At 59.2% G+C, this 13,180-nt stretch carries 11 protein-coding genes; 3 read left to right on the top strand and 8 right to left on the bottom strand.

Annotated elements, in window-relative coordinates; genetic code table 11:
• Positions 1-154: 154 nt before the first annotated feature.
• Both O6760_RS23745 and galU read right to left on the bottom strand, forming a co-directional pair.
• Entirely contained in the window at positions 155-1,459 is a 1,305-nt protein-coding gene (locus O6760_RS23745; protein ID WP_269582130.1) for a nucleotide sugar dehydrogenase, read from the bottom strand.
• A gap of 111 nt (positions 1,460-1,570) precedes the next feature.
• Positions 1,571-2,464: a UTP--glucose-1-phosphate uridylyltransferase GalU gene (gene galU / locus O6760_RS23740; protein WP_269582129.1), complete on the bottom strand. Its 894-nt coding sequence runs from the start codon at positions 2,462-2,464 to the stop codon at positions 1,571-1,573.
• A gap of 392 nt (positions 2,465-2,856) precedes the next feature.
• On the opposite strand from galU, the gene kdsA reads away from it, so the two are divergent.
• Positions 2,857-3,705, top strand: coding sequence for a 3-deoxy-8-phosphooctulonate synthase (gene kdsA, locus O6760_RS23735; RefSeq protein ID WP_269582128.1), 849 nt, complete (start codon positions 2,857-2,859; stop codon positions 3,703-3,705).
• A 142-nt stretch (positions 3,706-3,847) separates the two neighbouring features.
• Positions 3,848-5,122: a phosphopyruvate hydratase gene (gene eno / locus O6760_RS23730; protein WP_269582127.1), complete on the top strand. Its 1,275-nt coding sequence runs from the start codon at positions 3,848-3,850 to the stop codon at positions 5,120-5,122.
• Positions 5,123-5,207: 85 nt separating this feature from the next.
• Here eno and O6760_RS23725 read toward each other — a convergent pair whose 3' ends face one another.
• From O6760_RS23725 to O6760_RS23710, 4 genes are all read right to left on the bottom strand, one after another.
• Positions 5,208-5,882, bottom strand: a complete 675-nt coding sequence (locus tag O6760_RS23725) for a DsbA family oxidoreductase (RefSeq protein ID WP_269582126.1) — start codon at positions 5,880-5,882, stop codon at positions 5,208-5,210.
• 116 nt (positions 5,883-5,998) lie between these two features.
• The gene (locus O6760_RS23720) at positions 5,999-7,066 is read right to left on the bottom strand and encodes a hypothetical protein (protein WP_269582125.1); all 1,068 of its coding nucleotides are present in this window, start codon (positions 7,064-7,066) and stop codon (positions 5,999-6,001) included.
• A gap of 127 nt (positions 7,067-7,193) precedes the next feature.
• Positions 7,194-8,825 carry an AMP-binding protein gene (locus O6760_RS23715; protein WP_269582124.1) on the bottom strand — a complete coding sequence of 544 codons (1,632 nt, stop codon included), beginning with the start codon at positions 8,823-8,825 and terminating at the stop codon, positions 7,194-7,196.
• A gap of 24 nt (positions 8,826-8,849) precedes the next feature.
• Positions 8,850-10,721: an extracellular solute-binding protein gene (locus O6760_RS23710; protein WP_269582123.1), complete on the bottom strand. Its 1,872-nt coding sequence runs from the start codon at positions 10,719-10,721 to the stop codon at positions 8,850-8,852.
• A 265-nt stretch (positions 10,722-10,986) separates the two neighbouring features.
• Between O6760_RS23710 and O6760_RS23705 the strand changes: the two genes are divergently transcribed.
• On the top strand, positions 10,987-11,592 hold the full coding sequence (locus tag O6760_RS23705) for an invasion associated locus B family protein (protein ID WP_269582122.1): 606 nt from the start codon (positions 10,987-10,989) through the stop codon (positions 11,590-11,592).
• Positions 11,593-11,671: 79 nt separating this feature from the next.
• On the opposite strand, the gene hspQ is transcribed toward O6760_RS23705, so the two are convergent.
• Both hspQ and O6760_RS23695 read right to left on the bottom strand, forming a co-directional pair.
• Positions 11,672-11,995, bottom strand: a complete 324-nt coding sequence (hspQ, locus tag O6760_RS23700) for a heat shock protein HspQ (protein ID WP_094070739.1) — start codon at positions 11,993-11,995, stop codon at positions 11,672-11,674.
• A gap of 102 nt (positions 11,996-12,097) precedes the next feature.
• Positions 12,098-13,138 (bottom strand): HpcH/HpaI aldolase/citrate lyase family protein, encoded by a 1,041-nt coding sequence (locus O6760_RS23695; RefSeq protein WP_269582121.1) that lies wholly within the window; start codon positions 13,136-13,138, stop codon positions 12,098-12,100.
• Positions 13,139-13,180 lie beyond the last annotated feature (42 nt).

Here is a 13,180-nt window from a genome sequence, read left to right as displayed (position 1 = left end):
GTATACGGCTCGAAATCTTTCACAGATCTCTAATTTCCGCGAAATCCCCTACGTCAGCACAGGCCCGATTGCCGACAGATGAACGTGCGGACAGGCCCGGCGATCAACCCTGCCGCGAAACCGGCGCACACGCATTCGAATTTGTGTCGCGAAATCAAAGGCGCCAGAGACGGACACCCTCAGGAATCGATTCCCTGTCCAAGGCGGCCGGAATATCTGCCACGAGGCCTTTTTTGTCCTTCAGAACGGCTGTGAGTGTTTGCCAGCCGGTTTCTCCTTGGCAAAATTTCGAATGCGGAACGGCAAGCACAGCGACATCCGCCTCTCCGAATTGATCTGCCGGGGTCAGAGTGATTCCATATTCTTCCGCCACCTCATCCGGATCGGCCAACGGGTCATGGACAAGGACCGTTGCTCCGAATTTCTCCAGTTCGCGGATCAGGTCGACGACCTTGGAATTGCGCGTGTCGGGCACGTTGGCCTTGTAGGTGATGCCAAGCACCGCGATTTTCGGCGGGCTCGGCAGTCTGAGACGGACACACTCCTGAATTATCTTGCCGGCGACAAAACCTGGCATAGCCTCGTTGGTTCCCCGTCCGGCCAGAATGACCTGGGGTGTCATTCCGATCTCATGCGCCTTGTGCGTCAGGTAATAGGGATCGACACCGATGCAGTGACCTCCGACCAGCCCGGGCTGAAAGGGCAGAAAGTTCCATTTGGTCGCTGCGCCCTTTAGCACATCACGCGTATCGATCCCCATCAGGTGAAACAGCATGGCGAGTTCGTTCATCAGGGCAATGTTGAGATCCCGCTGGGTGTTCTCGATCACCTTGGCAGCTTCTGCCACCTTGATGGACGGCGCGCGGTGAATGCCCGCGGTCACCACGGTGCCGTAGACGGTTTCCAGCACTTCGGCGGCTTTTGCCGAGGACCCCGAGACGATCTTGGTGATTTCGGCGAACCCGCGTGCCGAGTCGCCAGGGTTGATCCGCTCCGGTGAATACCCGACCTCGAACCCTTCACCGAGCCGCAAGCCGGATTCCCGCTCCAGGATGGGTACCGCGACCTCTTCCGTGGCCCCAGGGAACACCGTGGATTCGAACACGGCGATCGCGCCGGGTTTCATGTTCCGACCGACAGTTTCCGCGGCCTTGCGGAACGGCGTCAGGTCCGGCCGTTTGACCTCATCCACCGGGGTCGGCACCGCGACGATCAGGATGTCCCGGTCGCCGAGGTCCTGTTCGCGATCCGAAAATGCCAGCGTGGGCTGTTCGAGTTCCGCGCTGGATACCGAGGCGGTGCTGTCCCGGCCCTGGCGCAATTCATCGAGACGTCTGCGGTTGATGTCAAAACCGACCACGTCGAAGCCGCAGGCTGCAAAAGCCGTGGCCACCGGTAAACCGACATAGCCGAGACCGATGACGGCAATCTTGAGGGACTTCAGGGAGCTGCTGGGCATGGACATTCCGGATATGGGCCAAGGGAAAGGGCCGGGTCCCCGCGAGGAGACCCGGCCCTTCCTAGTCTGTTCTCCAAAGGATTTTCAAGTCCGCTCAGGGCGGTTGGCGACTTATTCCGCAGCCTCGGGATGATCGATCATTTCCTGCATGAAGGGAACAAGGTCGTGAGCGAGTTTGGGATCGTCCATTCCGAACGCGATATTCGCGCTCAGGAACCCGACCTTGTTGCCGCAATCGTAGCTGCGGCCTTCGAATTTCAGGGAGGCGAAAGGCTGGTTCTTCATCAGGGCCAACATGCTGTCGGTCAACTGGATTTCACCGCCCGCACCCGTTGCCTGTTTGGACAGAAGATCAAATATTTCCGGCTGGAGAATGTAGCGCCCGGTAATCTGAAGGTTGGACGGCGCCGTGCCCTGCGGCGGTTTCTCGACCATGTTCGTGATTTTGTGGGCGTTCTTGCCGATTTCGTTGGAGAGCTCGACAATCCCGTAATTGTGCGTCTGGTCTTCCGGCACTTCCTCGACGGCGATGATGTTGCCCCCGGCATGCTCGTAGATGTCCACCATCTGCTTGAGACAGCTGACTTTCGACTTGATGATCACGTCCGGCAGCAGGATCGCGAACGGCTCGTCGCCGATGATGTCCCGGGCGCACCAGATCGCATGTCCGAGACCAAGCGGCGCCTGCTGGCGCGTGAAACTGGTTGCCCCGGGCTGCGGGCGATGCTGCTCCAGAAGCTCGAGCGCCGCAGTCTTGTTGCGCGCCCTCAGCGTGTCTTCCAGTTCGTAGGCCATGTCGAAATGGTCTTCGATGACCTGCTTGTTCCGGCCCGTAACGAAAACGATGTGTTCGATCCCGGCCGCCCGCGCCTCATCGACGACATACTGGATAATTGGCCGATCGACGATGGTCAGCATTTCCTTCGGCACAGCCTTCGTAGCAGGCAGGAATCGCGTGCCAAGTCCGGCGACCGGCAAAACCGCTTTGCGAATGGGCTTGTTCATTTCAGGCCTTCCAGTGCTGTTTGCAGCGTTTCAATATTATTTCGCCCACTCTTAAACAAGACCGGCGCAAATCTCACGCTTTAATAAGCGCAGTTCGTGAGCCATCGGTTAAACACGGCCGCTCTGTCTCGGCCCGGCGGGTTTGGCGGAACGCAATCGGGCCCGGAAACCCGGCGAACAGGAAAAATCAATAAGGACACCAATGTGTTGAAGCTGTGGCGTTCTCAGTGGCTCGCGCGCTAAATCGATTTAAATAACTTTTTGCACTGCGTCAGGCCAGTGTTGCGGGCGGCTCAAAAGAACGCTATGGAACACGCAAATTCTTGCTGGGTGCGAACCCACTTATCGGACGCCGTCTGAAAGACAGGCTTCCCTCTGACATTTGGTGGAAAATGACCGAGGCAAATCGAGAAGTATCCGTCGGTAACGTGACCTTCAGCAACGATGCGGCCTTCAGCCTCATTGCAGGCCCCTGTCAGCTGGAAAGCCGGGATCACGCCCTGGAGTGTGCGGCTGCCATCAGGGAGATTACCGGATCGCTGGGAATTCCGGTCGTATTCAAGGCGTCTTTCGACAAGGCGAACCGGACTTCCCTGGGAGCTTCTCGCGGGGTCGGCTTGAAGGACGCACTGCCGATTTTCGCAGAGATAAAAGAAACCTACGGGATGCCGGTTTTGACGGATATCCATTCCGAAGCTCAGTGTGATCCCGTCGCGGAGGTCGTGGACGTCCTGCAGATACCGGCGTTCCTATGCCGTCAGACGGACCTGCTCGTCGCGGCCGCGAAAACCGGGCGGGTCGTGAACGTCAAGAAAGGACAGTTCCTGGCACCCTGGGACATGAAAAACGTCCTGATGAAGATCGTGGAAACCGGCAACCCGAACGTCCTGTTGACGGAACGGGGCGCCAGCTTCGGCTACAATACTCTCGTGAGCGACTTCCGGGCCTTGCCGATCATGGCCGAAACCGGCGCACCGGTGGTTTTCGATGCGACCCATTCCGTGCAGCAACCGGGAGGCCTTGGTGGCTCCTCGGGTGGAGACCGGCGCATGGTGGCGGTCCTGGCGCGTGCAGCCGTGGCGGTCGGGGTAGGCGGGCTTTTCGTCGAAACCCATCCTGATCCGGACAATACAATTTCCTCTGACGGTCCGAACATGGTTCCGTTGAAGGACCTCAAGGCCTTGCTGTCTCAATTGCAAGCGCTCGACAACGTCGTCAAGACCGACACGGCAACCGAATAAACCCAGTCAGCCGCGCGTTTCGCGCGGCTTTCTCATAAGGAGCTGTTGCTCCCGCAATCGAGCCGGATCTCCGGCATTCCTCGCAACCGGACACAATCCGGCACACCTCAGTTCAGTACCATGCCACAAGGGAGTTTCTTCCATGACCGCCATTATTGATATCGTCGGCCGTCAGATCTTTGACAGCCGTGGTAACCCGACCGTTGAAGTCGACGTGTTCCTCGAAGACGGCTCCTTCGGCCGTGCCGCAGTTCCGTCTGGCGCCTCCACCGGCGCGCATGAGGCCGTGGAACTGCGTGACGGTGGCGACCGCTACATGGGCAAGGGTGTCCAGAATGCGGTTGATGCCGTGAATGGCGAGATCTTCGAGACCGTCGGTGGTCTTGATGCGGAAGACCAGCTGCAGATCGACCAGGCCATGATCGATCTCGACGGCACCGCAAACAAGTCCCGCCTGGGCGCCAACGCCATCCTGGGTGTTTCCCTGGCGGTGGCGCGCGCGGCGGCCCAGGCGTCCGGCCTGCCGCTTTACCGTTATGTCGGCGGCACCTCCGCCCGCACCCTGCCGGTGCCGATGATGAACATCATCAACGGCGGCGCTCATGCGGACAACCCGATCGATTTTCAGGAATTCATGATCATGCCGGTCGGCGCCGACAGCCTCGGCGACGCTGTACGCATGGGGTCTGAAATCTTCCACACGCTTAAAAAGGCCCTGAACGCGGCTGGTCACAACACCAATGTCGGCGACGAGGGCGGCTTCGCACCGAACCTGGAATCCACCGACGCGGCCATCGGCTTTGTCATGAAGGCCATCGAGACCGCCGGCTACAAGCCGGGTGAAGATGTCTACCTGGCGCTGGATGCGGCGTCGACGGAGTTCTTCAAGGACGGAAAGTATGTTCTGGAAGGTGAAGGCAAGACGCTGGCACCTGAGGAAATGGCACAATACCTTGCTGACCTGGTTGCCAAATATCCGATCATCTCCATCGAGGATGGTCTGGCCGAGGACGACTGGGAGGGCTGGAAGGCCACCACGGATCTCATCGGCAACAAGTGCCAGCTGGTCGGTGACGATCTGTTCGTGACCAACTCCGAGCGCCTGCGCAAGGGCATCGGCATGGGCGTTGCCAACTCGATCCTGATCAAGGTCAACCAGATCGGCACCCTGTCTGAAACCCTTGACGCGGTCGAGACCGCCCACAAGGCGGCCTACAGCGCGGTCATGTCTCACCGTTCCGGCGAAACCGAAGACAGCACCATTGCCGACCTTGCGGTCGCGACGAATTGCGGACAGATCAAGACCGGTTCGCTGGCACGGTCCGACCGGCTTGCCAAATACAACCAGCTTATCCGTATCGAGGAAGAACTCGGTCCGCAGGCCATCTATGCCGGCCGCTCCATCCTCAAGGGCTGACACACCCATTGCCGGCATTGGCCGGCCCAAAACTGAAAAAGCCCCGCAACTTCCGCGGGGCTTTTTTTGCGCTGGTGTCGGGCGGCTATTGCAGGGCCGCGGCCTGAGGATTGGAACGGGTTTCCTCCGCATGGAGAAGAGCGGCCGCAAGAGTTTCGGCCTTCTCTGCACCGGCCAGGACAAAACGTCCGTCGATGATAAAGCAGGGAACTCCGGTTATCCCGGACTCCTGCGCATTGCGGATCTGAGCGACAACCTTGTCGAGATCCGTTTCTGTTTCCAGAAGCTGCTCGACCAGGTCATATTGCATGCCGGCCTCCTTGGAGATGCGCACCAACGTCGACGATTTCGTGAGATCTTCACCGTCGAGAAAATAGGCCTTGAACAGGCGTTCGACGACCTCGTCCTGCAAATCGTCGTCGCGGGACCACAGGATCAACCTGTGACAATCAAGCGTGTTGGGTGACAACTTGATGTCTTCAAAAGCGAAGTCGATGCCTTCTTCCTTGCCTGCCGCGCGGATTTGGCTGTAAACGGCGCCAGCCCTTTCCAGACCGCCGAATTTGTCGCTCAGGTACTGCTGTCTGTCCTTGCCGGCCGCCGGAAGCGTGGCGTCCAGCTGAAACGGGTGCCAACGCACCAGAACATTCAGCTGCGGCACCTTGCGCAAGGCCGCTTCCAATCGCCTCTTTCCGATATAACACCACGGACACATCACGTCCGAAACGACATCAACGGTAATTGGGGCTGCTTCGGTCATGCGATTTCCTGATTTCCGGACTGATGTTCCAAGGCTAAAGGCTCTGACACAATTTCCAAGCCCGTTTTCATGGCAACGTTAAGGCAAGCCGCCCGCAAGCCTGCAACCTTCCAGTCTCAAAGAACGGTGTGGGACAGGATCGAATTTATCCGCTTCTGCAAACGGGCGGTCCCTTCCTCGTTCTTGAGCACCGCAACAGGACCGAGTTCCTTTACAAGGCACACCAGGTCCTCGTCCCGGCTGGTTGCGTCGGCGATCGAAAGCAAGGTCGCGTTGATTTCCTCCAGTTCGTCCGAGGAACTGACCTCTATACCGAAATTCTCCGGCTGCAGCCGCATCTCCCAGAGGTCAAGCCCGCGTTCCGCCAGCGCATTGCTGCAGGCTTCCAGATAGTTTGTGTATTCCACGACGCCAAGACCGCCGACAGTCACTTGCTGACGCAGCCAGACATGGCTTTCGGCCAACACACGATCGGCGAGCCGGCGCCGCTTGCCGAACCGGATCGCCGCATAAAGCCGCAGAACCAGGGTTTCCTTTCGGTTTTCTCCGACCAGCACGTCCGATGCCCCGTTACGGAACAAGAGCACCAGGTCCTCCTCTCGCTCGCACACGGCAAGAACCGGCAGGCCGGCGAAGCGGGAGTCTCTCCTGATCTGTTGCATGTAAAAGACGGCGTCATCAAAGGGAGCGTCGATCACGACCGCGTCAAACGCCCGTTTCGACATGAATTCGACGGCCATGTTACCGTCGAAAGCGCCAACCACTTCGACTTTCTGCTCGCTGGCGTCCTGCCATTCCAGGAACCGGCCACTCAATCCCACGACCAGGAGACTGCTTGACCCGGAATGGTGAGGTGCTGTTCCGAAACCGGGAATGCGGCCGAAGATGCGCCGGCGAAGCTGAGCTTCCTCCGAGCGCAGCAGCGCGCGCTGATGGATGCAGATCAACATCAGCAGCACTTCGTCGGGGACGATCCGGTCGATGATTGCCGTTGCCTGCAGATTGTCGGGCAACAGGTCGTCGCTGCCGGTCAGAACGTAGAACGGCACTTCGCAGACGAGCCCGCGGACTTGTGGAAGCAACCAGTCAAAAAAGGCATCACGCTGACTGTCTTCCAGACAGGTTATGTCGACAACAACTGCCGCGGGCAGGGCGGTGGGAAGCCGGCTGCGCCGTTCAAACATATTAACAAGCGATACGTCCAGATCCTCTGGCGCATCCCCACTGTCACTTCGCCGGGGTCGACGCCCGGCATACCAGTAAGGACCGCGCCACGAGAGCGAGGTTTCTACATCCATTCCCTGTCCCCATCTATGCCACGGCTGCAGGCAGGCGCTGCGTCCGCATGGTCAGCCGTTCCCGGCAGATGGTTCCATCCGAGTTCCGTGGCAATGTCTGTAAAATCAGCACACGATGGGGGATCTTGGCAAGGTCTACGCCTTCGGCATCCAGATAGGCAAAGAAGGCACCAGCATCCGGTACATGGCCTGGCTCGGGAACCAGAGCCGCATACATCCGCGCACCAAGCACCGGGTCCTCGACAATGAATGCCGCCGCCTCACGAATGCCGGGATAACTTGCATAGACCACATCAACCGTCTCGAGGTTGCCTGTTCCAAGGGCGTATTGTCCCGGAATCCCGAAACCTGAAATACCGCCTTCGGTGAGCTCGACCTTGATGTTGGTATTAAGGTATCCCGTGCCTTCCCAACGCACCCGGCGCTGCTCACCGTTGAGCGTGCGCCAGCCGATGTCGGGAACCATGGGTCCTTTCACCAGGAGCGTCGGCGTTTGCGTTTCGACCTCATCGGTCACCGCGATTTCGAGAAGGGCTGGCCCGCTTTCGCACCCGTTCGGCCCGCTATGCTTTCCCAGCGCTGTCGCCTTCATCTTGGCGGAGGGACCGCGTGCCTTCGCAATCAGCGCGAATTCATCGGCAATATGAAGATCGACCAGGCGCCGCCGGGCCACGAAGGTGGTCGGATGAGGCGCCGCGATGTTCCAGGCAGCCAGCAACGTGGTCTTGGTGTTGGTCAGCTTCCGGTCGAGGGTCTGCGCCAGCGGACCCGGTGTCATGACCACATCCGCCTCGACCTCGTTGGCATGCGCGGCGAGGTTGGCGAGGGAAGTTGGGTGGTGCAGATGAAGGGTGCCACCCGTCGCCAGCCAGGGAACCAGCCCGCCACCGAGGCCGGTGAGGCCGCTCAGGGAGTAGGGCAGGACAAGACTGCCGCCTTCCTTGAAATGCGCTTCGTTCACGACCATCTGCGCCGCGGATGTCCAGTGATTGTGGCTCCGGGAGACCGGCACGTTTTCCTCTCCGCTGCGGCTCCAGCAGATCGTGGCCACATGATCCGCCGCGTCGGGGCGCTCACGAGGCGTGAACTTCAACTCGTTGCCCATTTCGGCAAGCATCGGCCCGAGTTCGATCAATCCGTCGGGGACATCCTTGCCGAGCCCGAACACGAAACGCAGCGAAAACAGATCGGCGGCAACATCCCGTGCGGCGACGCCGACATCACGGGTTTCGACCCTGTCTGCCGCCACAAACCCCTTGGCCCCAATCGAGTTCAGGGCTTCGAGAACGTTTTTCTGGCGCCAGTGCAATGGAAGCGGCGACAGGATCAGGTCAGCGCGCAACGCGGCCAGAACGGCGATAACCGTGTCGACCGTGTTGGGCGCCTGAAGACCGATGACGTGGTCGGCTGCCAGTCCGACGGTCTTGTAGAAGGCCGCCAGCCGGTCAATTTCACGGTCGGCCTCGCCATAGGTCAGCTTTCTCGGCGTTCCGCCGGTCCATGTCGCGCGGTCGGGCGCGTCCACAAGCGCCAGGCGGCCAGGGTATTCGGCAGCTGTCCGGCTGAAGAGTTCGTCAAGCGGCACATCGGACCAGGCTCCGCTTTCGTGATACTCCTTCGACAGGTTTTCTTGGGTGGCTTTCATCGTGATTTTCGTCCATTGGTCCGATTATTGAGCCGCAGCAGACCACCAGGTGTCATATTCATGGCCGTAAAGCGAATCCTGCTGCGGGGGAACAACCTTGTTCCAATACGCAACCCAATCCTCAGATACATGATAGAGAGGCACGGCATAGGCGCCCGAGATGAGCACGCGATCGAACGCCCTGACGGCGTCGACAAACTCCTCCCGGCTGCGAGCCGCGACAATTTCATCTATGAGTGCATCAATCGCCGGTTCCTTGGCGCCGACAAAATTGAAGGATCCTTCGGCGTCGGCGGACTTGGAAGACCAGCGCCCGTATTGCTCCGCCCCCGGTGACAGCGATGCGTACCAGGTGTTGAACACCATGTCGAAGTCGCGCTTGGTGCGCCGATCCTCGAACTGGGACGGATCGACACTTCGCACGCTGGCCTCGATACCGAGAAGTTCCAGCGTCTTGATATAGGCGAGGGCGAGCTTCTCCTCGTCTTCGTTCTTGGCAAGAATTTCGAAGGTCAGCGGTTCACCGCTGTCCTGATGCACCAGCTTGCGGTCCTTCAGTCCATACCCTGCCGATCCGAACATGTTGAGCGCTTCGCGAAGGACCTTTCGGTCCTGACCGGACCCGTCCGCATCCGCGGGACGCCAGGTCCCCGCCATGACGTCCGGATCAACAACGCCGGGGAAGGGCGCCAGCAGCTCCTTTTCGCGATCGCTGGCCGGATGCCCGATGGAGGACAGGTCCGAATTGTCCCAGTAGCCGGCCGTCCGCTTGTAAAGGCCGTAATAGAGATTTTCGTTGACCCATTTGAAGTCGAAGAGCATGCGCAGCGCCTTGCGCGTGTTGACGTCCGAAAACTGCGCCCGGCGGGTGTTGAACGCGATGCCGCTCATCGGGGCGGGAATGCCAAGCGGCAGATCCCGCTTCACCACATCGCCATTTTCGGCAGCGGGAAAGTCGAACCCTGTGGCCCAACGGGCGGGATCGCCGAATTTCAGCGCAGTCACAAGTCCCTTCTTGAAGGCTTCCTGAAGCGTTGTCTCGTCGCGGAAGTACTCGATGCGGATCTCGTCGAAATTGTCGAAACCGGCTTTCACGGGCAAATCCTTGGCCCAATAGTCCGGGTTCTTTTCATAAACGACCAGACGACCCGGCTCGATCGTCTTGAACGTATAGGGCCCGGTCCCGACCGGCGGGGTCAGTGTCGATTTGTCGAACGTATCGAAATCGGTGTGTTTCTTGGAATAGATCGGGGCAAGGGCAATCAGCAGCGGCAGCTCCCGGTTGTCGCCGTTTTCAAAGACGAGCTTCAGCCGGTTGGGCGCCGTGACCTGCTTCTCCTTGATCGCCGCATACCAGTTCCGGTAGGGCGGCCGGCCCTTGGCTTCGATCACTTCCAGAGAAAAGATGACGTCCTCGACAGTCACGGATGACCCGTCCGAGAACTTGGCATCGGGATTCAGTTCGAACTCGATCCATTCCCGGCTGTCCGGCATGCGCACCCGCTGAGCCAGCAGGCCGTAAAGCGAAAACGGCTCGGCGTAGGAACGAACCAGCAGGCTTTCCAGGATATTGTTGCCGAACTCCCTTTCACGCATGCCGCGCGCAGATGTCCATCCGCCCTGGACGATAAAGGAATTCAGGCTGTCGAAGGTTCCTTGAACGCCAAGGGTGATGCTCCCCCCCTTCGGCGCCTCCGGATTGACATAGGGAAAGGCCTGTCCCTCTTCCAGGGCCGGTTGTCCGTGCATGGAAATGGCATGCGTCCAGGGAACGCTCTCGTCGTCCGCCCGCGCAAAAGACGCCGGAAGACTGACGCTCAGCACCACCGCCGCGGTGACGGCAGCCAGTTTCCTGGTGCTTTTGAGAAAAAAACTGGAGACAACCGCATTACACATGACCACCGCCCGAGATTCTGTTGATTCTCAGCGGCCAGAGTACCACAGGGACAATGCAAACGCCCCCAAAGCAACCAACAATCAGCAAGATATTCAGTTTTGAATAGGGTCACCGGCCTGCGTTGCAAATCGGCCACCCTCTTGCCCAAATTAAGTGTCTTACCATGGTTTCACGGTTCGAATGTTCTGACGGGCCTTGCGGTTGATAGCGGAATGCCTCAGAACAACGCGAAAGTTTCATACACGCACGATTGAGGACGTTTCGATGAAGAGTGTTTTGAAAAGAGGATTGACCGGATGCGCGGCCGGTGCGTTCCTGGCCCTGTCTTCTTTTGCAGGTGCTCCCGCAATCGCCCAAGAAGAAAAGAGCCCTTGGACGAAGGCGTGTAACACCAATCCGAATACGCAGAAGGAAATCTGCTTCATTTCGATCGAACTGCGCACCAACACGGGTCAGTTCCTGAGCAACATCGCAATTCAGGAAACCGAGGGTGAAGCCCGCAAGAAACTGCTGGTCGCCGTTCCGACCGGCGTTCTGATCCAGCCGGGCGTGCGCATCCAGATCGACGACGGCAAGCCGGTACAGGGCAAATACAGCATCTGTGCTCCGAACGCCTGTTACGCGGAACTGGCAATTGATGAGTCCTTCATCAACACCATGAAGCAGGGTGGCGAGATGATCGTCGCGCCGTTCAACCAGCAAGCCAAGGAAATCGTCTTCAAGATGACCCTGATCGGCTTCACCAAGGTGTATGACGGCGAACCGATGAACCTCGCCGAGCTTCAGAAGCGCCAGGAAGAACTGCAGAGCGAACTTCAGAAGCGCGCGGATGAAGCCCGCCAGAAGCTGATCGACGCCCAGAACCAGTAAAACGGCATCCACTGCCGGAAACGAACAAAGGCCGGATCCTCATCGGATCCGGCCTTTTTCATGAAAACGGGATGTCGGACTAGTGAATCTCGACACTGCGCGGCAGATAGGAGCCGTCGGTCTGTTCCTCGAAGATCTCCTCGACCTGGGGATGGCGCACCGGCTCGCCCGTCATGTCGGGCTCGAGATTCTGCTCGCTCACATAGGCAACATATTCAGTTTCTTCATTTTCAGCGAGAAGATGATAGAAGGGCTGGTCGCGCAGCGGCCGCACGTCTTCCGGGATCGCATTCCACCACTCTTCCGTATTGCTGAAGGTCGGATCGACATCGAAGATCACGCCCCTGAAGGGGTAGATACGGTGCCGGACGACCTGACCAATTCTGAATTTTGCCGTACGCATGGTTCTTCGTCCGCTTAGTGCATGCAATGCCGGGATACCGTTTTGGCTGCCTGCTTGCAAGCGTTGTAACATTAAACATTAGACGCGGAGCCTTGCGAATTTCTAAAGACCGTATACGGCAGCCTGCTCCTTGTCTTTCGAGGCAACCAGTCGGGCAAGGTCCACAATGACCTTGGCCTGTTTCCAGGTTGCATCGTCCTGCATCTTGCCGTCGATCATGACCGCCCCGGTGCCGTCCGGCATGGCCTCGATGATCCGCTTGGCGAAGGTCACCTCCTGCGGGTCCGGCGAGAACACCTTCTTGGCAATGTCGATCTGGGTGGGGTGCAGGGACCATGCCCCCAGGCATCCCATGAGAAAGGCGTTCCGGAACTGGCTTTCACAGGCCGCGGTGTCCGAAAAGTCTCCAAACGGGCCGTAGAAGGGTTTCAGACCGTGGGCGAGGCACGCATCGACCATCTTGCCGACGGTGTAGTGCCACAGGTCCTGTTGATACGCCGTCCGCGCCCCGTCGGTGCCCGCGTCCGAGAGAACGGCATAATCGGGATGCCCTCCGCCGACGCGGGTGGTTTTCATTCCGCGCGAGGCGGCAAGATCCGCAGGTCCCAGGCTCATGCCGTGCATGCGCGGGCTTGCGGCCGCGATGTCCTCGACATTGTTGACGCCTTCGGCCGTTTCCAGGATGGCGTGGATCATCACCGGCTTGGTCAGCCCGGCCCTGGCTTCCAGCTGCGCCAGCAACTGGTCCAGGTAATGAATGTCCCAGGCTCCCTCGACCTTCGGCAGCATCACGACGTCAAGCTTGTCGCCGACCGCCGGTACGATTTCCAAGAGATCGTCCAGGAACCAAGGGCTGTTGAGGCAATTCACCCGTGTCCAAAGACCCGTTGAACCGAAGTCGTTGTCCTGTGCCATCTGGATGAAGCCCTTTCGAGCATCCGTCTTGGCTTCGGCCGGGATCGCGTCCTCCAGGTTCCCCAGCACCACATCGACCTTGTTGATGAGCTCCGGCACCTTGGACCGCATCTTCTCGATATGAGGCGGCACGAAATGGATCATGCGCTCCAGCGTGACCGGGCGTTCACGGAACGGCGCCGGAGCACCGATGGCGAGCGGCTTGTAGTAAGCGCTTGGGGTTTTCATGAAACGGCTGTCCTCCACCTTTTTTTGAAGATGTAGCTATAG

The organism is Roseibium sp. Sym1, assembly GCF_027359675.1.
Taxonomy (GTDB): domain Bacteria; phylum Pseudomonadota; class Alphaproteobacteria; order Rhizobiales; family Stappiaceae; genus Roseibium.
The sequence above is the reverse complement of the archived record's forward strand: the minus strand, read 5'-3'. Positions and strand labels throughout refer to the sequence as shown.

Bases quoted from the DNA above. Each gene is read 5' to 3' on its own strand.
- galU (WP_269582129.1), bottom strand. From the start codon at position 2,464: ATGAACAAGCCCATTCGCAAAGCGGTTTTGCCGGTCGCCGGACTTGGC.
- O6760_RS23745 (WP_269582130.1), bottom strand. From the start codon at position 1,459: ATGCCCAGCAGCTCCCTGAAGTCCCTCAAGATTGCCGTCATCGGTCTC.
- O6760_RS23695 (WP_269582121.1), bottom strand. From the start codon at position 13,138: ATGAAAACCCCAAGCGCTTACTACAAGCCGCTCGCCATCGGTGCTCCG.
- O6760_RS23710 (WP_269582123.1), bottom strand. From the start codon at position 10,721: ATGTGTAATGCGGTTGTCTCCAGTTTTTTTCTCAAAAGCACCAGGAAA.
- O6760_RS23715 (WP_269582124.1), bottom strand. From the start codon at position 8,825: ATGAAAGCCACCCAAGAAAACCTGTCGAAGGAGTATCACGAAAGCGGA.
- kdsA (WP_269582128.1), top strand. From the start codon at position 2,857: ATGACCGAGGCAAATCGAGAAGTATCCGTCGGTAACGTGACCTTCAGC.
- O6760_RS23720 (WP_269582125.1), bottom strand. From the start codon at position 7,066: ATGTTTGAACGGCGCAGCCGGCTTCCCACCGCCCTGCCCGCGGCAGTT.
- O6760_RS23705 (WP_269582122.1), top strand. From the start codon at position 10,987: ATGAAGAGTGTTTTGAAAAGAGGATTGACCGGATGCGCGGCCGGTGCG.
- O6760_RS23725 (WP_269582126.1), bottom strand. From the start codon at position 5,882: ATGACCGAAGCAGCCCCAATTACCGTTGATGTCGTTTCGGACGTGATG.
- eno (WP_269582127.1), top strand. From the start codon at position 3,848: ATGACCGCCATTATTGATATCGTCGGCCGTCAGATCTTTGACAGCCGT.
- hspQ (WP_094070739.1), bottom strand. From the start codon at position 11,995: ATGCGTACGGCAAAATTCAGAATTGGTCAGGTCGTCCGGCACCGTATC.